The following is a 20,999-nucleotide window of genomic DNA, read 5'->3' as shown; positions in this document are numbered from 1 at the left end:
CGGGCTAGACGGACTCACAAGCCCTGCAAGGTCTGCATCAACACCCGCACTTTGGCGATCGACTCTTCATATTCGGCTTGCCATTCGGAGTCGGCCACGACCGCGCCGCCACCCCAGCAGCTGACCTGGCCGTCTTTGACCAGCAGGCTGCGAATGGCAATCGAGCTGTCCATCTCGCCGCGCACATCCACATACAGCAGCGAGCCGCAGTACAGCGCCCGACGCGCGGGTTCCAGCTCGTCGATGATCTGCATGGCGCGAATTTTCGGCGCGCCGGTGATCGAGCCGCCGGGGAAGCTGTCGCCGATCAGGTCCAGGGCATCCTTGTCGCTGGCAAGCTGGCCGGTGACACTGCTGACCAGGTGATGGACGTTGGGGTAGCTCTCCAGGCTGAACAGCTCCGGTACTTTCACCGAGCCGATTTCGCAGGTGCGCCCCAGGTCGTTGCGCAGAAGGTCGACGATCATCAGGTTTTCCGAGCGGTCCTTGGGGCTGCGCAGCAGCTCCTCGGCATTGCGTGCGTCTTCACCTGGGTCGCTGGCGCGCGGCCGGGTGCCTTTGATTGGCCGGGTTTCCACCTGGCCCTGGCTGACACGGATGAAGCGCTCGGGCGAAAAGCTCAGCAAGGCGCTGCCGTCAGCCAATTGCTGGTAGCCGGAAAACGGCGTGGGGCATGCCTTGCGCAGGGCCTGGTAGGCTCGCCAGGGGTCGCCCTGGCAGAGGGCGCGGAAGCGTTGAGTCAGGTTGATCTGGTAGCAGTCACCGGCCTGGATGTAGCGCTGTACCTGGTCGAAAGCGGCTTTGTACTGTTCTGGCTGCAGGTCACCAGCCATTGGGGTGAGCAACTGGAAGTCACCGGTTTCGGTGCAGCTACTGCCTTCGAACAGGTTGATCAGGCGTTCTCGCTCGTCGCTTGCCAGGCTCGGGTGGAACACCAGCTGGCTGGTGCCGTGCAGGTGGTCGCTGACCAGTGCCCAGGCGTAGAGGCCCAGTTGCGCGTCAGGCAGGCCGAGGTCGTCCACAGCCAGGCTTGGCAGGTGTTCCAGTCGGCGGCCGAAGTCGTAGCTCAGGTAGCCGATCAGGCCACCGGCAAAGGGCAGTTCAACGCCCTTGGGCAAGCTGGCGTGGCCCAGTTGCGCCAGGCCGGCACGCAGACGCTGAAGGAATGCGCGGCCGCCTTCATCGGGCTGCGCTTGCAGCTGTTGCAGCGGCCAGGCGCTGAGCAGGTCGAAGCGACCGCGTTCGGCGCCGGGGCGGGCGCTGTCGAGCAGGATCGCACCGGGGGCCAGGCGCAGGCGGGCGAAATAGGCGGCAGGGTCGGGCTGGTAGGGCAGGGGGTGCAGCGTACAGGTCGGCATCAGTGTGGACGGCGATGTAAAAGCGAGGAGGGCGATTGTAGACCTGTGTAGGAAAAGCGCCTAGCACTGGGCGCGACATTCAACATTGTGTTTTATGCAGGGGCCGCGATGCGGCCCCGGCAATTCAGCGGTTAGGCACGTGCCCGAACAACCCCTGTGCTACCCGAACGCGCTGTTCGGCATCTTCGGTAATGCCGTCCTTGGCCAGTGCTTCGATGTGCGCTTCGATGGCGTGGGTGCGCTGGGTCAGGCCGCAGTCGTTGGCAATCTGGATGTTCAGGCCCGGGCGGGCGTTGAGTTCCAGAATCAGCGGGCCTTTGTCCTGGTCCAGCACCATGTCCACGCCAATGTAGCCCAGGCCGCACAGCTCATAGCAGCCGGCCGCCAGCTTCATGAAGCCGTCCCAGTTCGGCAGTTGCACGCCGTCCACCGCGTTGGTGGTGTCCGGGTGCTTGCTGATGATGTTGTTCAGCCAGGTGCCGCGCAGGGTCACGCCGGTGGCCAGGTCGACACCCACGCCGATGGCGCCCTGGTGCAGGTTGGCCTTGCCGCCGGACTGGCGGGTCGGCAGGCGCAGCATGGCCATGACCGGGTAGCCCATCAGCACGATGATGCGGATGTCCGGCACGCCTTCGTAGCTGATGCTCTTGAAGATCTGGTCGGGGGTGACCCGGTATTCGATCAGTGCGCGGTCGCGGTGGCCGCCCAGCGAGTACAGGCCGGTGAGGATGCTCGAGATCTGGTGCTCGATTTCCTCATGGCTGATGATCTTCCCCGACACGGTGCGGTAGCGGTCCTCAAAGCGGTCAGCGATGACCAGGATGCCATCACCGCCGGCACCCTGCGCCGGCTTGATGACGAAGTCGCTGCGCCCGCCAATGATCTGGTCGAGCTTTTCGATCTCTTTTTCGGTCTCGATGATGCCGTACATTTCCGGCACATGGATGCCGGCCGCCAGGGCACGCTCCTTGGTGATGATCTTGTCGTCGACAATCGGGTACAGGTGGCGCTTGTTGTACTTCAACACGTAGTCCGCGTTGCGCCGGTTGATACCCATGATGCCCCGGGCCTCCAGGGCTTTCCACGTCTTGATCAGGCCAAACATCAGGCGTCAGCCTTCTTCAGGAATGCCTTGAAGCGCACGAGCTCGGTCAGGCGGTAACCGCGGTAGCGGCCCATCGCCAGCATGAAGCCCACCAGGATCAACAGCACGGCAGGGAAGGTGAACACGAAGTACACCAGTTCCGGCACCATCATCAGCAGGTGCGCAAGCGACGCGGCGAACAGGGTGCCGATGGCCACTTTCATGGCATGGCCACCGCCACGTTCTTCCCAGGTAATGGACAGGCGTTCGATGGTCATGGTCAGGATCACCATCGGGAACAATGCCACCGACAGCCCGCGCTCCAGGCCCAGCTTGTGGCTGAACAGGCTGATGGCGGCGATCAGCACCACGACAAAGGTGAGTACCACCGACAGGCGCGGCAGCATCTGCAGCTTGAGGTGTTCCAGGTACGAGCGCAGCGACAGGCCCAAGGCCGTGATGACCGTGAACAGCACGATGCCGAAGCCCAGCTGGGTCTCGCGGAAGGCCAGGGCGATCAGCACCGGGGTGAAGGTGCCCAGGGTCTGCAGGCCGATCAGGTTGCGCAATACCAGGATCACCAGCACGCCGATCGGGATCATCACCATGATCATGAAGGTTTGCTGGGTCTGCAGCGGCAAGCCGTACAGCGAGTATTCGAGGAAGTCGGCGTCGGTGTTCTCGTCGGTCAGCTTGGCCAGGCGGATGGCGTTCATCTCGCTGTTGTTCATGCTGAAGGTGACGTTGGCTTTCTTGCCGCCATCGACGGTGATCAGGTTGTCGTCACCGGTCCACCACAGCAGGCGGTCGCTGGGCAGGCCCTGCTCGCCGGTGTCCGGGTTGAAGTACAGCCAGTCGTTACCGTTGAAGCTGCGCAGCCACAGTTCCGGGGTTTGCGGGGTATCGGCCACCAGGCGGATGGTGTGCACCTTCTCCATCGGCACATGGGCAATCGACAGCAGCAGGTCGATGATCTGGGCCTTTTTCATTGGCGAGGTGTCGCCGGCCAGCAGCAGCTTGACGTTGTCGTCGTTGAGGTTGTTGACCCGCTTGATGGTCTCGCTGACGAAGGTCTCGACGTCGGCGGAGTGCTGGCGAATCGGCGCCATCAGGGCTTCGGCGGCAATCTTCTCGGGGCCTTCGATCGCCAGGCTGTCACGGAAGGTCGGGCCTTTGACCGTGGTCTTCTCGTTGCTGTAGCGCTTGGTCAGCACCAGGCGGTAGTACAGCGTCTGGTTGCCGCTGGCGCGGCGGGCCGACCAGGTAACCTTGCGGTTGCCGTCGGCGCGGTTGACGCTGACCCCGTAGTTGTTGGAGATGAAGCTCTCGTTAAGGCTGACGTAGTCGCGGTTCAGCGGTGGCACGAACATCTGCACCTTGACCGGGTCCTTGGTGCTGGCCACGAACTCGACCTTGGCGTCGATGTTCCACAGGTCGTCGGTTTCATCCTCGGTCACCGGGATGCCGAGGAAGAAGATCTGATAAGCCGTGACCGCCACGCCCAGTAGCACCAGCACGGTGATCAGGACTTTCAGATGGAGGGTAAGAGAGCGCATCGGGATTACTCTGCTTTGGGAGCGTCGGTGGCACAGGCAGGTTTGCCGGCCGCATATTTAAGGCTTGGGTCGACCAGCGCGTCGAAGTGCTTGAGCGCCTCGGAGCCGATCAGCAGCGGGAACTGGAACGCGCTGCGGTCGGTGAGGTTGACTTCGATGGTGCGCATGGCCTGGCCCATGCAGATTTCGAGTTCGATGACCGGGCGGGCGGTATAGGCCTTGCCCGATTCTGCATCATAGTCGCCGGCCCGGCGCTTGATCTTGCTCACGCGTGCCAGTGGGCGTTCGATCGGGTGCGAGTGCGCCGCATCGATGGCCAGGTAGAAGCGCACCCAGCTTTCACCGTTGCGCTTGAAGCGCTTGATGTCGCGGGCGCTGAGCGATGCGGTCTTGGCACCGGTGTCGAGCTTGGCGGCCACTTCCAGGTCCAGGTCGCCCAGGCGGGCGTATTCGTTGAGACCATACACGGTCTTGCCCGCCGCCTGGCCAAGGGCCGGTAGCAGGGTGAGGCATAGCAGCAATAAAACGGGTGTAAGTCTCATAATCCTGGCGCGGTGCGGTGCAAGGTTCGGGCTATGTTAAGGGCAAGGCGACTGGCAACGACTGCGCAAGCTTCCTCGTTTATCTGTCAACAAGCATGAATGGATGACAGACAGGCTATCCATACCCCATCGGAGGCGCGGCATTCTATCACGCCGACGTCTTGACGCCAGCGGTGCGCGATCTGACAGCATTGAGAGGGTGATAGTTCGTTCTTAGACGATTGTCGACAATATTCATTTTGTCTTTGACTTGGAGGGCTCTGTTCGTTAATTTCTGGCGAAGAGTTTTTCAAGGTGTCGACAATATGCAGGACCTTTCCACCCCCAGCCCGGTGCAGGCAGACGAAACGGAAACCCTTTCCGAAAACGTCTTCCGGCGCATCCAGGCGGCCATCGTCAAAGGTGAAATCGCCCCTGGCAGCAAGATCTCCGAGCCGGAGCTGGCGCGTACCTATGGCATCAGCCGCGGGCCGCTGCGCGAGGCCATCCACCGCCTTGAAGGCCAGCGCCTGCTGGTGCGCGTGCCGCATGTGGGGGCGCGGGTTGTGTCACTCAACCATGCCGAGCTGATCGAGCTGTACGAAATCCGTGAATCGCTCGAAGGCATGGCCTGCCGGCTGGCTGCCGAGCGCATGAGCCAGGCAGACATCGACGAGCTGCGCCGGGTGCTCGACACCCACGAGCGCGATGCCGCGTTCCAGGCCGGCCTGGGTTATTACCAGCAGGAAGGCGACTACGACTTCCATTACCGGATTATCCAGGGCAGCGGCAACCAGACCCTGGTCAAGATGCTGTGTGGCGAGCTGTACCAGCTGGTGCGCATGTACCGCATTCAGTTCTCGGCCACGCCCAACCGCCCACGCCAGGCGTTTTCCGAGCACCACCGCATTCTCGATGCCATCGCCGACCGTGACGGCGAACTGGCCGAACTCCTGATGCGCCGCCACATCGGCGCGTCCAAGCGCAATATCGAGCGTCACTACCTGGACGCCCACAACAACAGCCCACGAGGTGAGAAATGACTGTGAAGAGCACCCCCGGTCAGCGTTTCCGCGATGCCGTTGCCGCTGAGCACCCGCTGCAGGTGGTTGGCACCATCAACGCCAACCACGCCCTGCTGGCCAAGCGCGCCGGCTTCAAGGCCATCTACCTGTCCGGTGGCGGCGTGGCCGCCGGCTCCCTGGGCCTGCCGGACCTGGGCATCAGTGGCCTGGACGACGTGCTCACCGACGTGCGCCGTATCACCGACGTGTGCGACCTGCCGCTGCTGGTGGATGTCGACACCGGCTTCGGTGCCTCGGCCTTCAACGTTGCCCGCACCGTGCGTTCGATGAGCAAGTTCGGTGCCGCCGCCATCCATATCGAGGACCAGGTGGGCGCCAAGCGCTGTGGTCACCGGCCGAACAAGGAAATCGTCAGCCAGCAGGAAATGGTCGACCGCATCAAGGCCGCCGTCGATGCCCGCACTGATGACAGCTTCGTGATCATGGCGCGTACCGATGCCCTGGCCGTCGAAGGCCTGAACGCGGCCCTGGACCGTGCCGAGGCCTGTATCGAAGCGGGCGCTGACATGATCTTCCCGGAAGCCATCACCGAACTGCAGATGTACAAGACGTTCGCTGACCGGGTGAAGGCACCGATCCTGGCCAACATCACCGAGTTCGGCGCCACGCCGCTGTACACCACCGAAGAGCTGGCCTCGGTTGACGTGTCGCTGGTGCTGTACCCGCTGTCGGCGTTCCGTGCCATGAACAAGGCAGCCGAGAACGTGTACACCGCACTGCGCCGCGACGGCACGCAGAAAAACGTGATCGACACCATGCAGACCCGCATGGAGCTCTACGATGCCATTGGTTACCACGCCTTCGAGCAGAGCCTCGATGCGCTGTTTGCCCAGAAGAAGGGCTGAGCAACACCCCGAATTAGCCAGAAAGCATCCATAACAAATTCAAGAAAGGAGAATCACCGTGGCCGAAGCAAAAGTACTCAGTGGCGCAGGCCTGCGCGGCCAAGTGGCTGGCCAGACCGCACTGTCGACCGTGGGCCAGGCCGGTGCCGGGCTGACCTACCGTGGTTATGACGTGCGTGACCTGGCGGCCGGTGCCGAATTCGAAGAAGTCGCCTACCTGCTGCTGTACGGCGAGCTGCCAACCCAGGCCGAACTGGCGGATTACAAGCGCAAGCTCAAGGGCCTGCGTGACCTGCCGCAAGCACTGAAGGAAGTGCTGGAGCGCATCCCGCGTGACGCTCACCCGATGGACGTGATGCGCACGGGTTGCTCCGTGCTGGGCACCCTGGAGCCCGAGCTAACCTTCGAGGCCCAGCGCGACAAGACTGACCGCTTGCTGGCACTGTTCCCGGCCGTGATGTGCTACTGGTACCGCTTCACCCATGATGGTGTGCGCATCGATTGCACCAGCGACGAAGACACCCTCGGTGGCCACTTCCTGCACCTGCTGCATGGCAAGAAGCCGAGCGAGCTGCACGTCAAGGTGATGAACGTGTCGCTGATCCTCTACGCCGAGCACGAGTTCAACGCCTCGACCTTCACTGCCCGCGTCTGTGCCTCGACCCTGTCCGACCTGTACTCCTGCGTCACCGCTGCCATCGGCTCGCTGCGCGGCCCGCTGCACGGCGGTGCCAACGAGGCGGCCATGGAGCTGATCGAGCGTTTCCAGAGCCCGCAGGAAGCCACCGCAGAGCTGCTGCGCATGCTGGAGCGCAAGGACAAGATCATGGGCTTTGGCCACGCGATCTACAAAGAGTCCGACCCGCGCAACGAGGTGATCAAGGGCTGGTCGAAGCAGTTGGCCGACGAAGTGGGTGACAAGGTGCTGTACCCGGTTTCCGAAGCCATCGACAAGACCATGTGGGAGCAGAAACGCCTGTTCCCCAACGCCGATTTCTACCATGCCTCGGCGTACCACTTCATGGGCATTCCGACCAAGCTGTTCACCCCGATCTTCGTCTGCTCGCGCCTGACCGGCTGGGCGGCGCACGTCTTCGAACAGCGCGCCAACAACCGCATCATCCGCCCGAGTGCCGAGTATATCGGCGTCGAGCAGCGCCAGTTCGTGCCGATCGAACAGCGCTGAACAGAAATAGAGAGGCAACCCGTTTCCCCTGTGGGAGCGGGCTTGCCCGCGAATGCGCCCGACCGGGCAACAGCGGAGCACCTGCTGACGCATTCGCGGGCAAGCCCGCTCCCACAAGGGTGCGGCGGAGCTTTCCGAATCCTTGACCGAGCCTGAACGATGAATACTGCATACCGCAAAAACCTGCCAGGCACCGACCTGGACTACTTCGATGCCCGTGCGGCGGTCGAGGCGATCAAGCCCGGCGCCTACGACGGCCTGCCATACACCTCCCGCGTGCTCGCCGAAAACCTGGTGCGCCGCTGCGATCCGGCCACCCTCGATGCCTCGTTGAGCCAACTGATCGAGCGCAAGCGCGACCTCGACTTCCCTTGGTTCCCGGCCCGCGTGGTGTGCCACGACATCCTCGGCCAGACCGCGCTGGTCGACCTTGCCGGCCTGCGTGACGCCATTGCCGACAAAGGCGGTGACCCGGCCGCGGTCAACCCGGTGGTGCCGGTGCAGCTGATCGTCGACCACTCGCTGGCCGTCGAGTGCGGTGGCTTCGACCCACAGGCGTTCGAAAAGAACCGCGCCATCGAAGACCGTCGTAACGAAGACCGCTTCCACTTCATCAACTGGACCAAGAAGGCGTTCAAGAACGTCGACGTGATCCAGCCGGGCAACGGCATCATGCACCAGATCAACCTGGAGAAGATGTCGCCAGTGATTCACAACGACCGTGGCGTGGCCTACCCGGACACCTGCGTCGGCACCGACAGCCACACCCCGCATGTCGACGCCCTGGGCGTGATCGCCATCGGCGTGGGCGGCCTGGAAGCCGAGAACGTGATGCTCGGCCGCGCCTCGTGGATGCGCCTGCCGGAAATCGTCGGCGTCGAGCTGACGGGCAAGCTGGCACCGAACATCACCGCCACCGACCTGGTGCTGGCCCTGACCGAATTCCTGCGCAAGCAGAAGGTGGTCGGCGCGTATCTGGAGTTCCACGGTGAGGGGGCCCGCGCCCTGACCTTGGGCGACCGCGCCACCATTTCCAACATGGCCCCGGAATACGGTGCCACCGCAGCCATGTTCGCCATCGACCAGCAGACCATCGACTACCTGCGCCTGACCGGCCGCGAAGAGCAGCAGGTCAAGCTGGTCGAGACCTACGCCAAGGCCGCCGGCCTGTGGGCCGACAGCCTGGGCGGCGCCGTCTACGAGCGCACCCTGAGCTTCGACCTGTCGAGCGTGGTGCGCAACATGGCCGGGCCGTCCAACCCACACGCCCGCGTGGCCACCAGTGACCTGGCAGCGAAGGGCATTGCCGGCAATTGGGAAGACGTGCCAGGGCAAATGCCTGACGGCGCGGTGATCATCGCCGCCATCACCAGCTGCACCAACACCAGCAACCCGCGCAACGTGATTGCCGCAGGCCTGCTGGCGCGCAATGCCAACAAGCTGGGCCTGGCCCGCAAACCTTGGGTCAAGTCGTCGCTGGCACCGGGCTCCAAGGCCGTGCAGCTGTACCTGGAAGAGGCGGGGCTGGAGAAGGAGCTGGAGCAACTGGGCTTTGGTATCGTCGCCTTCGCCTGCACCACCTGCAACGGCATGTCCGGCGCCCTGGACCCGGTGATCCAGCAAGAAATCATCGACCGCGACCTGTACGCCACCGCCGTGCTGTCGGGTAACCGCAACTTCGACGGGCGTATCCACCCGTATGCCAAGCAGGCCTTCCTGGCGTCCCCGCCACTGGTGGTGGCCTATGCCATTGCCGGCACCATCCGCTTCGACATCGAGAAAGATGTGCTGGGTGTGGTTGATGGCAAGGAAATCCGCCTCAAGGACATCTGGCCGAGCGATGAAGAGATCGACGCCGTGGTGCGTGCTGCGGTCAAGCCAGAGCAGTTCCGCAAGGTGTACATCCCGATGTTCGCCATCGAGGAAGACCGTGGGCCGAAGGTGGCGCCGCTGTACGACTGGCGCCCGATGAGCACCTACATCCGCCGCCCGCCCTATTGGGAAGGTGCCCTGGCCGGTGAGCGCACCCTGCGCGGCATGCGCCCGCTGGCGGTGTTGCCGGACAACATCACCACCGACCACCTGTCGCCGTCCAACGCCATCATGCTCGACAGCGCCGCTGGCGAGTACCTGGCGAAAATGGGCCTGCCGGAAGAAGACTTCAACTCCTACGCCACCCACCGTGGCGACCACCTGACCGCCCAGCGTGCCACCTTCGCCAACCCCAAGCTGTTCAACGAAATGGTGCGCAAGGCAGACGGCAGCGTGAAGCAGGGTTCGCTGGCGCGTATCGAGCCGGAAGGCAAGGTCACCCGCATGTGGGAGGCCATCGAAACCTACATGCAGCGCAAGCAGCCGCTGATCATCGTGGCCGGCGCCGACTACGGCCAGGGTTCGTCCCGTGACTGGGCGGCCAAGGGTGTGCGGTTGGCGGGTGTCGAGGCGATCGTGGCCGAAGGCTTCGAGCGCATTCACCGTACCAACCTGGTGGGCATGGGCGTGCTGCCGCTGGAGTTCAAGCCGGGCACCGACCGCAAGACCCTGGGCCTGGACGGTAGCGAGACGTATGACGTGCTGGGTGCGCGTACGCCACGGGCGACATTGACCCTGGTGGTTACCCGCAGCAATGGTGAGCGCCTGGAAGTGCCGGTGACGTGCCGCCTGGACACCGCCGAGGAAGTGTCGATCTACGAGGCGGGTGGCGTGCTGCAGCGCTTTGCCCAGGACTTCCTCGAAGCAACCGCTTGAACAGGACTTGAACATGGCACATGTACCGCAAGTAAAAATCCCCGCCACCTACATCCGTGGCGGCACCAGCAAGGGTGTGTTCTTCCGCCTGCAAGACCTGCCCGAGCAGGCGCAAATCCCGGGGCCGGCCCGCGATGCGCTGCTGTTGCGGGTAATCGGTAGCCCCGACCCTTACGGCAAGCAGATCGACGGCATGGGCGGTGCCACTTCCAGCACCAGCAAGACGGTGATCCTGTCGCAAAGCATCAAGCCCGGGCATGATGTGGACTACCTGTTCGGCCAGGTCAGTATCGACAAGGCGTTTGTCGACTGGAGCGGCAACTGCGGCAACCTGTCTGCGGCGGTCGGTTCGTTCGCCATCAGCAGTGGCCTGGTGGACGCGGCGCGCATTCCACGCAACGGCATCGCCACGGTGCGCATCTGGCAGGCCAACATCGGCAAGACCATCATCGCCCATGTGCCGATCACCGAAGGTGAAGTGCAGGAAACCGGCGATTTCGAGCTGGACGGGGTGACCTTCCCGGCGGCCGAGGTGCAGTTGGAGTTTCTCGACCCGGCAGCCGACGAAGACGGTGACGGCGGTTCGATGTTCCCGACCGGTAACCTGGTCGATGAACTGGAGGTGCCGGGCGTCGGTACGTTCAAGGCCACCCTGATCAATGCCGGCATTCCGACCATCTTCGTCAATGCGGCCGATATCGGTTACACCGGTGCCGAACTGCAGGATGCCATCAACGGGGACCCTCAGGCGCTGCTGCGTTTCGAGACCATTCGCGCTTACGGTGCCTTGCGCATGGGCCTGATTGAAAACGTCGACCAGGCAGCCGGACGTCAGCACACACCAAAAGTGGCGTTCGTTGCGCCGCCGAGCACCTACACTGCGTCCAGTGGCAAGGCGGTGCAAGCCGGTGATATCGACCTGCTGGTGCGCGCCTTGTCCATGGGTAAGCTGCACCATGCGATGATGGGGACCGCTGCGGTGGCGATTGGCACTGCGGCGGCCATTCCGGGCACGCTGGTCAACCTCGCGGCCGGCGGGGGTGAGCGTAGCGCCGTGCGTTTCGGCCACCCCTCGGGCACCTTGCGGGTCGGGGCCGAGGCGCGTCAGGTGAATGGTGAGTGGACAGTGACCAAGGCAATCATGAGCCGCAGTGCTCGCGTGCTGATGGAGGGCTGGGTTCGCGTGCCTGGCGATAGCTTCTAACGCACCACTGGCGCTCGGCTTCAAGAGGGGCCGCTGTGCGGCCCATCGCCGGCAAGCCAGCTCCCACAGGTACTGCGCAGGCCTCAAAGTCTGTGCGGTCCCTGTGGGAGCTGGCTTGCCGGCGATGGGCTGCAAAGCAGCCCCAATTCACAGGAGCTGGATATGAGCGCCAACGTTGACCTGAACGACCGCCCGGACTACGACCGGGTGCTGCAAACCCTGGCCGACTACGCCCTCGGCTACCGGGTCGATTCCGCCGAAGCCCTCGACACCGCACGCAACTGCCTGATGGACACCCTGGGCTGCGGCCTGCTGGCCCTGCGCTTTCCCGAATGTACCAAACTGCTCGGCCCTCAGGTGGAAGGTACGCTGGTGCCCAATGGTGCCCGCGTCCCCGGTACCGCCTACCGGCTCGACCCGGTCAAGGCGGCCTGGGACATCGGCTGCACGGTGCGCTGGCTGGATTACAACGACACCTGGCTGGCGGCCGAATGGGCTCACCCCTCGGACAACCTGGGCGGTATCCTGGCCGTTGCCGATCACCTGTCGCAGAAGCGCGTGGCCGCTGGTGAAAAACCGCTGCTGATGCGTGATGTGCTCGAAGCCATGGTCATGGCCCATGAGATCCAGGGCGTGCTGGCACTGGAAAACTCGTTCAACCGCGTCGGTCTCGATCACGTCATTTTAGTGAAAGTGGCCTCGACTGCCGTGTGCGCCAGGTTGATGGGCGCCAACCGCGAACAGATGCTCTCGGCGTTGTCCCATGCCTTCGTCGATGGCCAGGCCCTGCGTACCTATCGGCATGCGCCCAATGCCGGCTCACGCAAGTCCTGGGCGGCGGGTGATGCGTCCAGCCGTGGCGTGCGCCTGGCCGATATCGCCTTGCGCGGTGAGATGGGCGTGCCGGGTGTGCTCACGGCGCCACAATGGGGCTTCTACGACGTATCGTTCAGCCATACCAACAAGGACCTGGCGCTCAAGCCCGCCGGGCAGTACGAACTGCGTCTGCCCCAGGCCTTGGGCAGCTACGTGATGGAAAACGTGCTGTTCAAGGTCAGCTTCCCTGCCGAATTTCACGCCCAGACTGCCTGCGAAGCGGCGGTCACCCTGCACCCACGGGTACGTAACCGCCTGCATGAAATCGACCGCATCGTCATCACCACCCAAGAGTCGGCAATCCGCATCATTTCCAAGAGCGGCCCGCTGGCCAATGCCGCTGACCGTGACCACTGTTTGCAGTACATGGTGGCAGTGCCTTTGATCTTCGGGCATCTGGTGGCGGAGCACTATGAAGACACCTTCCATGCCAACCACCCCAGCATCGACCGCCTGCGCGAGAAGATGGAAGTGGTGGAAGACCCGCGCTTCAGCCGCGAGTACCTGGAGCCGGACAAGCGCTCGATCGCCAATGCGTTACAGGTGTTCTTCAAGGATGGCAGCAGTACCGAGCAGGTGGTGGTGGAATACCCGATCGGGCACCGGCGGCGGCGAGGGGAGGGCATACCCCTGCTGGAGGCCAAGTTCAGGGCCAACCTGGCAACGCGGTTTGCGCGGCAGCGGTGCGGGGAGGTGCTGGAGGTGTGCAAGGACCAGCAAGCGCTGGAAGCGATGGCGGTGCACCGGTTTGTGGATTTGTTCGTGATCTGAGCGGGTGTGAGCAGTCAAATGAAAAAGCCCCGGCATCGCTGCCGGGGCTTTCTTTTGCAGCGTGTAACTCAGCTTACGCCTGAACCACCGGGATCTTGGCGTTGGCTGCCGCTTCGCGGAACTCGGCGATCTGGTCGAAGCTCAGGTAGCGGTAAACGTCGGCAGCCATGCTGTCGATGTCTTTCGCGTACTGCATGTACTCTTCGACGGTCGGCAGCTTGCCGATGATCGAAGCGACAGCAGCCAGCTCGGCCGATGCCAGGTACACGTTGGTGGCGTCGCCCAGACGGTTCGGGAAGTTACGGGTCGAAGTGGAGACCACGGTCGAACCGGTCTGCACACGTGCCTGGTTACCCATGCACAGCGAGCAGCCTGGCATTTCCATGCGCGCACCAGCCTTGCCGTAGATGCCGTAGTAGCCTTCTTCGGTCAGCTGGTGGGCGTCCATCTTGGTTGGCGGGGCCAGCCACAGACGGGTCGGAATACCGCCCTTGACCTTGTCCAGCAGCTTGCCGGCAGCGCGGAAGTGGCCGATGTTGGTCATGCACGAACCGATGAACACTTCGTCGATCTTCTCGCCCTGTACCGAAGACAGCAGGCGGGCATCGTCCGGGTCGTTCGGCGCGCAGAGCACAGGCTCTTTCACGTCGGCCAGGTCGATTTCGATGATTTCGGCGTATTCGGCATCGGCGTCGGCCGACAGCAGCTCAGGCTTGGCCAGCCAGGCTTCCATGGCCTGGGCGCGGCGCTCCAGGGTGCGGGCATCGCCGTAGCCTTCGCCGATCATCCAGCGCAGCAGGGTGATGTTGGACTGCAGGTACTCGGCAATGGCCTTCTCTGGCAGCTTGATGGTGCAACCGGCAGCAGAACGCTCAGCCGAGGCGTCGGACAGCTCGAAGGCTTGCTCGACGGTCAGTTCGTCCAGGCCTTCGATTTCCAGGATGCGGCCGGAGAAGGCGTTTTTCTTGCCTTTCTTCTCGACGGTCAGCAGGCCCTTCTGGATGGCGTAGTAAGGGATCGCATGCACCAGGTCACGCAGGGTGATGCCAGGTTGCAGTTTGCCCTTGAAGCGCACCAGGATCGATTCTGGCATGTCCAGCGGCATGACGCCGGTGGCAGCGGCGAAGGCTACCAGGCCGGAACCGGCCGGGAACGAGATGCCGATCGGGAAGCGGGTGTGCGAGTCGCCACCGGTACCCACGGTGTCAGGCATCAGCATGCGGTTCAGCCAGCTGTGGATGATGCCGTCGCCTGGGCGCAGCGACACGCCGCCACGGGTGCGGATGAAGTCTGGCAGGGTGTGGTGGGTAGTGACGTCGATCGGCTTCGGATAGGCCGCGGTGTGGCAGAACGACTGCATCACCAGGTCAGCGGAGAAGCCCAGGCAGGCCAGGTCTTTCAGCTCGTCACGGGTCATCGGGCCAGTGGTGTCCTGGGAACCGACGGTGGTCATCTTAGGCTCGCAGTAGGCACCTGGGCGCACGCCCTGGCCTTCTGGCAGGCCACAGGCACGGCCGACCATCTTCTGCGCCAGGGTGAAGCCTTTGCCGGTGTCGGCAGGCTGCTCTGGCTTCTTGAACAGGTCCGATGGGCCCTGGCCCAGCTCGGCGCGGGCTTTTTCGGTCAGGCCACGGCCGACGATCAGCGGGATACGGCCGCCAGCGCGCACTTCATCCAGCAATACTTCGGTTTTCAGCGCGAATTCGGTAACCAGCTCGTCGCTGCCGTGGCGGCGCACTTCGCCTTTGAACGGGTACACGTCGATGACGTCGCCCATGGCCAGGTTGGTGCAGTCGAATTCGATCGGCAGGGCGCCGGCGTCTTCCATGGTGTTGTAGAAGATCGGGGCGATCTTGGTGCCGAAGCAGAAGCCACCGGCGCGCTTGTTCGGCACGTACGGGATGTCGTCACCGAAGAACCACAGCACCGAGTTGGTGGCGGATTTACGCGACGAACCGGTACCGACCACGTCACCGACGTAGGCAACCGGGAAGCCTTTGGCCTTGACGGCTTCGATCTGGGCCAGCGGGCCGACCGAACCTGGCTGCGACGGCTCGATGCCGTCACGGGCCATTTTCAGCATGGCCAGGGCGTGCAGCGGGATGTCAGGGCGCGACCAGGCGTCCGGGGCAGGGGACAGGTCGTCGGTGTTGGTCTCGCCAGGCACCTTGAACACGGTCAGGGTGTACTTGTCGGCGATGGCCGGGCGCGAGGTGAACCACTCGCCGGCAGCCCAGGACTCCAGCACGGCCTTGGCGTGGGCGTTGCCCGCCTTGGCTTTTTCGGCCACGTCGTGGAAGGCATCGAACATCAGCAGGGTGTGCTTGAGCTGTTCGGCCGCGACGGCGCCCAGTTCGGCGTCATCCAGCAGTGCGACCAGCGTTTCGATGTTGTAGCCGCCCTGCATGGTGCCCAGCAGTTCGGTGGCGTGCTTGCGGTCGATCAGTGGCGACTTGGCTTCGCCCTTGGCGACGGCGGAGAGGAAAGCAGCCTTGACGTAGGCAGCTTCGTCGACCCCTGGCGGTACGCGGTTGGTGATCAGGTCTACGAGGAAGGCTTCTTCGCCGGCCGGCGGGTTTTTCAGCAGCTCGACCAGGCCTGCAGTTTGTTCGGCGTTCAGCGGCTGGGGCACGATACCCAGGGCGGCACGCTCTTCGATGTGTTTGCGGTAGGCTTCAAGCACAGTTATTTCCCTCATCAGTGGTCCCTAAAGGGGGTCCGGGACGCTCATCCAGCATTCCATGCACCCATGCGCTGCTACGGCTTTGTGGGCCGCCCAGCCAGGGTCGCAAAGAATCCTTACAGAAGCTGCTTTCAAAGTTTTACGCCTGCAGAACGGGGAGCTGATGAGGGCTGGCGCGGGCATGCGAGGGGTGCATGGCCCGGGCCAACGCCGTTCTACCGGATTAACTGTGCTCGTGACGCTTTGAAAACAGCTTCCAACGGACATTGTTGCCTTTGAAAAGGCGGGATGATTCTACGGCAAAAAAAGCCCGAAGGTAAGGCGCAGAAGATGACTTTAACGAGTGACCCTGGTTAGACAAAGGGCTAACATGGGGCCGTGTTCCACCGCCAAGCTGTTGTTTTTCATGTCCAACAAGTCCATCAAGACCCCATGCGTCGGCCTGTGCTCCACGGTGTACGGAGACACGGTGTGCCGTGGCTGCAAGCGCTTCCATCACGAAGTGATCAACTGGAACGGCTACGACGACGCGCAGAAGCGCGCGGTATGGCTGCGCCTTGAGCAGTTGCTGGTGCAGGTGATGATGGCCAAGCTGGAGGTGTTCGACAAAGGCTTGCTGCGCCAGCAGCTGGAACAGCGCTCCATCCGCTTTGTCGAGCAGCAGTCGGAGTATTGCTGGGCGTACCAGCTGATTGCCCGCGGGGCGCGGATGATCCGGGACCTTGAGGCCTACGGCATGGTCTTGCTGCCGGAGTTCCGTGACTGGGAACTGCCACAATTGCGCGATGCCATCGACCGCGAATTCTTCCTGCTTTCAGAAGCGCATTACCAGCGCTACATCGCCCCCAGCTTCCTGCGCGATGCCATGGGCAGCACGCAGGGGCAGTGAGCCGGGCGAATCAGTCGCCGGTGTATTCGCAGCCGCTGGTGCAGGTTTCGTGGATGCGCACCTTCGACAGCTCTGGCATCAGCGGCTTGACCTGCTCCCAGATCCACTTGGCGATCACTTCGCTGGTGGGGTTTTCCAGGCCCGGGATGTCGTTCAGGTAGTTGTGGTCCAGCTGATCATAGATTGGCTTGAAGATCGCCTTGACCTCGGCGAAGTCGCGAATCCAGCCGGTGTGCGGGTCCAGCGGGCCGGTCAGGTGCAGGCCGACCTTGAACGAGTGGCCATGCAGGCGGCCGCACTTGTGTCCTTCAGGGACGTGGGGCAGGCGATGGGCAGATTCGAATGTGAACTCTTTAAAAATTTCCACGCGGTCATAACTCTGTGTGAATCAATATTGCGCGCAGTTTACCAGCATGCCCGCTACAAGGCTTCCTCAGGCGCATTGACCCGACTATAGGCAAGCCACTGTGCTGTCGAGGGAAGCGTTCCTCGTGCCACTCGCGCTCGCGGCTCCGTAGTTTGCAGGTGCTGGCCATAAACCGAGGAATCACCGTGATGGATACCTACACCTTCAAACCTGAGAAAAGCTTCATCGCAGCATGCTATTGGCAGCACCAGCCGAGTACAGCTCAGGCTGCCCTTGAAGAGGGTTTTCAAAGGGTCGGCAGTTTCAGCGATCCTACCCCCCTGGCTACCGAAAGATGGATTCACGCAGGGGAAGACAACCACACGTCCCCGCATGCCTACATAAACCCTCATATCGAGTATCCGCAAAAGTTTGCTACACAGTTCTGGTTTGGCTGTTACGAGACCGATGGTGAGTACGACTATGAGATTCGTGCTGCTCGTGTGGATAGCAATGACCGGCGCTGGAAGCATCGAAATCATCGTCTGGATGTCAGTCGCAACGGCTACCTCAGGTTATACAGTGCTGATGAGCCCTTGGGTCATGACCCGCTCGCCAATTCCACCATGTTATGGCGGCTTCCCGGATTTCGGCCAGAAGCCGCGTCCGTGGGCTCGATCATCTACGACTTGGAGCTGTGGAGCGTGCATGGCCTACGTATCAAGTATCTGTATGAAAACGACTTCCCATACCTGAATGAGAAAAGTGGTGCGCAAGGTTGGCTTGCGATGAAAATAATGCGCAAGGGAGTGGACAAGCTGTAGATGCAAAGGGGCAGGGGCATCTGCGCTATCATGGCGCCAGCTGTTTTCAGGTTGAATTAAGGACCGGTGGTTAATCTTAACCCCGTAGACAACTTGCACAGTTCTCAGGAGAGAAGCACGATGAAAACCTTGACTGCCCTGTTCACCGCCGCCGCCCTTGCCCTGGGCGCCAATGCCGCCTTCGCCAAGGACGTACAGCCTGACGAAGTGGTCAAACTGGTCAACGCCAAGACCATCAAGTCGCTCGACGAGCTGAAAGCCACCGCCGTGGCCAAGCACCCGGGCGCCACTGTCACCGATTCGGAGCTGGAAGACGAGTACGGTCGCTACATCTACAAGGTCGAACTGCGTGACACGCAGAACGTAGAATGGGACGTGGCGCTGGACGCCAAGACCGGTGAAGTGCTGAAGGACGAGCGGGACAACTGATGATTCACTTACCGCGGCCAGCGCGCTACCTCGCGCTGGCGCTGCTGGCCGTGTGTTCGCTGGCCGCCGCCCGCGACCTTGACCAGGACGAAGCCCTGAAGCTGCGCCAGAAGGGCGTCATCCTGCCGCTCGAACAGTTGCTGGAAACCGCCCTGGGGCGTTACCCCGGGGCGCGTTTGCTGGAGGCCGAGCTGGAAGAGGACGACGATCGCTACGAATATGAAGTCGAACTGCTGACGGCGGACGGTGTGGTGCGCGAGATCAAGCTCGATGCCAGCACCGGCGCCCTGCTCAAAGACGAGGAAGACGACTGAATGCGCCTGTTGCTTGTCGAGGACAATGTACCGCTGGCCGACGAGCTGACCACCGGCCTGCAGCGCCAGGGTTATGCCGTGGACTGGCTGGCTGACGGCCGCGATGCGGTGTACCAGGGCCAGAGCGAGCCCTACGACCTGATCATCCTCGACCTTGGCCTGCCGGGCTTGCCGGGCCTGGACGTGCTGGCCCAGTGGCGTGCCGCCGGCCTGGCCACACCGGTATTGATCCTTACCGCCCGTGGCTCGTGGGCCGAGCGTATCGAAGGGCTGAAAGCCGGGGCTGATGACTACCTGAGCAAACCGTTCCACCCGGAAGAGTTGCAACTGCGCATCCAGTCGCTGCTGCGCCGTGCGCGTGGCCTGGCCAATCAGCCAACACTGGAAGCTGCCGGCCTGCACCTGGATGAAAGCCGCCAGTGCGTGAGCCGTGATGGCGTGGATGTGCAGCTGACCGCCGCCGAGTTCCGCCTGCTGCGCTACTTCATGCTGCACCCGCAGCAGATCCTGTCCAAGAGCCACCTGGCCGAGCACCTCTACGACGGTGAAACCGAGCGGGATTCGAACGTGCTGGAAGTACACGTCAACCACTTGCGCCGCAAGCTGGGCCGCAGCGTGATCGAGACCCGGCGCGGGCAGGGCTATATCTACGCGGGGAGCACCGGGTGAAGTCGATCCAGGCGCGTTTGAGCCTTGGCCTGGTCGCGGTGCTGGTGGTAGTCGGCGTGGTCCTGGCGCAACTGACCTTGTGGTTGTTCGAAGCCGGCCTGCAGCGTTACCTGGAAAACGGCCTGCGCAAGGAAAGCGAGAACCTGCTGGTGGCGCTGATGCGCGGGCCATCCGGCCTGCAGCTGGATGAGCGGCGCATCTCGGCGGCGTATCAGCGGCCTTTTTCGGGTTATTACTTCCGTATCGATTTCGACAAAGGCACCTGGCGCTCACGCTCGCTGTGGGACCTGGACATGCCCAAGCCTGCTGCGCCAGGCCTTTCCGACAGCCATGAACTCGGCCCGGAAGGGCAGCAACTGCTAGCCCTGCGCGCTGACTACCGGCGCTTGGGCCAAGACATCTCCATCAGCGTCGCACAGGATTACTCGCCGGTGCGTGAGGGCTTTCGGCGCATGCAGCAGATCGGCCTTGGCATGGGCCTGGTGGCACTGATTCTGGTGTTGGTGCTGCAGCGCATGACCGTAACGCGCTCGCTGCGGCCGTTGGAACGGGCGCGCCAGCAGATCGCCCAACTGCAGCAGGGCCAGCGGTCACAACTGGATGCCGAGGTGCCCAGCGAGCTGGCTCCGCTGGTGGGGCAGATCAACCACCTGCTCAGCCATACCGAAGACAGCTTGCGGCGTTCGCGCAATGCCTTGGGTAACCTGGGGCATGCACTGAAGACACCGTTGGCGGTGCTGCTGAGCCTGGCGTCCAGCGAGCGCCTGAAGGACTTGCCCGAGGTGCGGGCGCAGATGCGTGAGCAGCTGGAGCAGATTCAGCAGCGGTTGGCGCGCGAACTGAATCGCGCGCGGTTGGCGGGTGATGCGTTGCCCGGTGCGCAATTCGATTGCGATGCCGAACTGCCGGGGTTGCTGAGCACGTTGGGCATGATCCATGGAGAAGGGCTGCTGCTGGCCAGCGATGTGCCCCCCGGGTTGCTGTTGCCATGGGACCGTGAGGACTTCCTGGAGTTGCTGGGCAACCTGCTGGACAACGCCTGCAAGTGGGCCGACAGCGAAGTGCGCCTTGGCATTGAGCCGAATGCCGAGGGCTATCAGGTTTGGGTCGATGATGACGGCCCGGGGATTCCCGAGGGCCAGCGGCAGCAGGTGCTGGAGCGTGGTTCGCGGCTGGATGAGCAGGTGGACGGGCACGGCCTTGGGCTGGGCATTGTGCGCGATATCGTCGAGGCCTGGGGTGGGCGGCTGGCCTTGCTGGAGAGCCCGCTGGGTGGGCTTCGCGTCAATATCGACCTGCCGCGCAAGGCCCGATAATTCCGGGGCCGCTGTGCGGCCCATCGCGACACAAGGCCGCTCCCACAGGATTTTCATGAGCCTGAGGACGGCATATCCCTGTGGGAGCGGCCTTGTGTCGCGAAAGGGGCGCACAGCGCCCCCTAGGCCCTGTCTGTACTGCAAAAAAATTGCAGTACAGCCGCATTTTTTTGAATTAGCCCAATCTCCCCCCGCCCGGCAAAATCCCGTTCACGAAACCCTGCGGTTTCCATCTCTCCACGGACGGAGCCCCTTGTGGTATTGCACGCGCAATACGAGGCCCAGGCCACCTCGG

The 20,999-nt window shown here is 63.0% G+C and carries 18 protein-coding genes; 12 read left to right on the top strand and 6 right to left on the bottom strand.

Features of this window, described 5'->3' with window-relative positions; genetic code table 11:
* Positions 1-14: 14 nt before the first annotated feature.
* From pabB to N436_RS15945, 4 genes are all read right to left on the bottom strand, one after another.
* The gene (gene pabB, locus N436_RS15960; protein ID WP_110741529.1) at positions 15-1,358 is read right to left on the bottom strand and encodes an aminodeoxychorismate synthase component I; all 1,344 of its coding nucleotides are present in this window, start codon (positions 1,356-1,358) and stop codon (positions 15-17) included.
* 124 nt (positions 1,359-1,482) lie between these two features.
* Complete coding sequence (locus N436_RS15955) at positions 1,483-2,463, bottom strand: alpha-L-glutamate ligase-like protein (protein ID WP_016714746.1); 981 nt, start codon at positions 2,461-2,463, stop codon at positions 1,483-1,485.
* Positions 2,463-3,998, bottom strand: a complete 1,536-nt coding sequence (locus N436_RS15950) for an inactive transglutaminase family protein (protein WP_016714745.1) — start codon at positions 3,996-3,998, stop codon at positions 2,463-2,465. Before N436_RS15950 ends, N436_RS15955 begins: the two co-directional genes overlap by 1 nt.
* Before the next feature lie 5 nt (positions 3,999-4,003).
* Complete coding sequence (locus N436_RS15945) at positions 4,004-4,540, bottom strand: ATP-dependent zinc protease (protein ID WP_016485910.1); 537 nt, start codon at positions 4,538-4,540, stop codon at positions 4,004-4,006.
* 305 nt (positions 4,541-4,845) lie between these two features.
* On the opposite strand from N436_RS15945, the gene N436_RS15940 reads away from it, so the two are divergent.
* The 6 genes from N436_RS15940 (at position 4,846) to prpD (ending at position 13,234) form a co-directional block, all read left to right on the top strand.
* Positions 4,846-5,562, top strand: a complete 717-nt coding sequence (locus tag N436_RS15940) for a GntR family transcriptional regulator (RefSeq protein ID WP_016714744.1) — start codon at positions 4,846-4,848, stop codon at positions 5,560-5,562.
* On the top strand, positions 5,559-6,449 hold the full coding sequence (gene prpB / locus N436_RS15935) for a methylisocitrate lyase (protein WP_016714743.1): 891 nt from the start codon (positions 5,559-5,561) through the stop codon (positions 6,447-6,449). The genes N436_RS15940 and prpB overlap by 4 nt, the downstream gene beginning before the upstream one ends.
* 58 nt (positions 6,450-6,507) lie before the next feature.
* Positions 6,508-7,635 (top strand): 2-methylcitrate synthase, encoded by a 1,128-nt coding sequence (prpC, locus tag N436_RS15930; protein WP_105947921.1) that lies wholly within the window; start codon positions 6,508-6,510, stop codon positions 7,633-7,635.
* A gap of 159 nt (positions 7,636-7,794) precedes the next feature.
* Positions 7,795-10,383 (top strand): Fe/S-dependent 2-methylisocitrate dehydratase AcnD, encoded by a 2,589-nt coding sequence (acnD, locus tag N436_RS15925; RefSeq protein ID WP_110741528.1) that lies wholly within the window; start codon positions 7,795-7,797, stop codon positions 10,381-10,383.
* 13 nt (positions 10,384-10,396) lie between these two features.
* Positions 10,397-11,587, top strand: a complete 1,191-nt coding sequence (gene prpF, locus N436_RS15920) for a 2-methylaconitate cis-trans isomerase PrpF (protein WP_105947923.1) — start codon at positions 10,397-10,399, stop codon at positions 11,585-11,587.
* Between the two features lie 162 nt (positions 11,588-11,749).
* Complete coding sequence (prpD, locus tag N436_RS15915) at positions 11,750-13,234, top strand: 2-methylcitrate dehydratase (protein WP_110741527.1); 1,485 nt, start codon at positions 11,750-11,752, stop codon at positions 13,232-13,234.
* Positions 13,235-13,307: 73 nt separating this feature from the next.
* Here the strand turns inward: prpD and acnB are convergent, their stop codons facing one another.
* Positions 13,308-15,917 (bottom strand): bifunctional aconitate hydratase 2/2-methylisocitrate dehydratase, encoded by a 2,610-nt coding sequence (acnB, locus tag N436_RS15910; RefSeq protein WP_105947924.1) that lies wholly within the window; start codon positions 15,915-15,917, stop codon positions 13,308-13,310.
* Between the two features lie 406 nt (positions 15,918-16,323).
* Between acnB and N436_RS15905 the strand changes: the two genes are divergently transcribed.
* Entirely contained in the window at positions 16,324-16,806 is a 483-nt protein-coding gene (locus N436_RS15905) for a DUF1289 domain-containing protein (RefSeq protein WP_177410887.1), read from the top strand.
* A 10-nt stretch (positions 16,807-16,816) separates the two neighbouring features.
* Here the strand turns inward: N436_RS15905 and queD are convergent, their stop codons facing one another.
* Positions 16,817-17,173: a 6-carboxytetrahydropterin synthase QueD gene (gene queD / locus N436_RS15900; RefSeq protein WP_019097597.1), complete on the bottom strand. Its 357-nt coding sequence runs from the start codon at positions 17,171-17,173 to the stop codon at positions 16,817-16,819.
* Positions 17,174-17,361: 188 nt separating this feature from the next.
* On the opposite strand from queD, the gene N436_RS15895 reads away from it, so the two are divergent.
* The 5 genes from N436_RS15895 (at position 17,362) to N436_RS15875 (ending at position 20,704) form a co-directional block, all read left to right on the top strand.
* Entirely contained in the window at positions 17,362-17,976 is a 615-nt protein-coding gene (locus N436_RS15895; protein WP_105947926.1) for a hypothetical protein, read from the top strand.
* Between the two features lie 120 nt (positions 17,977-18,096).
* A complete protein-coding gene (locus N436_RS15890) occupies positions 18,097-18,405 on the top strand; it encodes a PepSY domain-containing protein (RefSeq protein ID WP_016714736.1) in 309 nt (102 codons plus the stop codon).
* A complete protein-coding gene (locus N436_RS15885; protein ID WP_019097599.1) occupies positions 18,405-18,719 on the top strand; it encodes a PepSY domain-containing protein in 315 nt (104 codons plus the stop codon). The genes N436_RS15890 and N436_RS15885 overlap by 1 nt, the downstream gene beginning before the upstream one ends.
* The gene (locus N436_RS15880) at positions 18,720-19,388 is read left to right on the top strand and encodes a response regulator transcription factor (protein ID WP_019097600.1); all 669 of its coding nucleotides are present in this window, start codon (positions 18,720-18,722) and stop codon (positions 19,386-19,388) included.
* Positions 19,385-20,704 (top strand): sensor histidine kinase, encoded by a 1,320-nt coding sequence (locus N436_RS15875; RefSeq protein ID WP_110741525.1) that lies wholly within the window; start codon positions 19,385-19,387, stop codon positions 20,702-20,704. The genes N436_RS15880 and N436_RS15875 overlap by 4 nt, the downstream gene beginning before the upstream one ends.
* The last annotated feature ends 295 nt before the right edge of the window (positions 20,705-20,999 follow it).

It is taken from the genome of Pseudomonas sp. RV120224-01b (assembly GCF_003208145.1).
In the GTDB taxonomy this organism is placed as follows: domain Bacteria; phylum Pseudomonadota; class Gammaproteobacteria; order Pseudomonadales; family Pseudomonadaceae; genus Aquipseudomonas; species Aquipseudomonas monteilii.
The sequence above is the reverse complement of the archived record's forward strand: the minus strand, read 5'-3'. Positions and strand labels throughout refer to the sequence as shown.

Bases quoted from the DNA above. Each gene is read 5' to 3' on its own strand.
- pabB (WP_110741529.1), bottom strand. From the start codon at position 1,358: ATGCCGACCTGTACGCTGCACCCCCTGCCCTACCAGCCCGACCCTGCC.
- N436_RS15955 (WP_016714746.1), bottom strand. From the start codon at position 2,463: ATGTTTGGCCTGATCAAGACGTGGAAAGCCCTGGAGGCCCGGGGCATC.
- N436_RS15950 (WP_016714745.1), bottom strand. From the start codon at position 3,998: ATGCGCTCTCTTACCCTCCATCTGAAAGTCCTGATCACCGTGCTGGTG.
- N436_RS15945 (WP_016485910.1), bottom strand. From the start codon at position 4,540: ATGAGACTTACACCCGTTTTATTGCTGCTATGCCTCACCCTGCTACCG.
- N436_RS15940 (WP_016714744.1), top strand. From the start codon at position 4,846: ATGCAGGACCTTTCCACCCCCAGCCCGGTGCAGGCAGACGAAACGGAA.
- prpB (WP_016714743.1), top strand. From the start codon at position 5,559: ATGACTGTGAAGAGCACCCCCGGTCAGCGTTTCCGCGATGCCGTTGCC.
- acnD (WP_110741528.1), top strand. From the start codon at position 7,795: ATGAATACTGCATACCGCAAAAACCTGCCAGGCACCGACCTGGACTAC.
- prpF (WP_105947923.1), top strand. From the start codon at position 10,397: ATGGCACATGTACCGCAAGTAAAAATCCCCGCCACCTACATCCGTGGC.
- prpD (WP_110741527.1), top strand. From the start codon at position 11,750: ATGAGCGCCAACGTTGACCTGAACGACCGCCCGGACTACGACCGGGTG.
- N436_RS15905 (WP_177410887.1), top strand. From the start codon at position 16,324: ATGTCCAACAAGTCCATCAAGACCCCATGCGTCGGCCTGTGCTCCACG.
- N436_RS15895 (WP_105947926.1), top strand. From the start codon at position 17,362: ATGGATACCTACACCTTCAAACCTGAGAAAAGCTTCATCGCAGCATGC.
- N436_RS15890 (WP_016714736.1), top strand. From the start codon at position 18,097: ATGAAAACCTTGACTGCCCTGTTCACCGCCGCCGCCCTTGCCCTGGGC.
- N436_RS15885 (WP_019097599.1), top strand. From the start codon at position 18,405: ATGATTCACTTACCGCGGCCAGCGCGCTACCTCGCGCTGGCGCTGCTG.
- N436_RS15880 (WP_019097600.1), top strand. From the start codon at position 18,720: ATGCGCCTGTTGCTTGTCGAGGACAATGTACCGCTGGCCGACGAGCTG.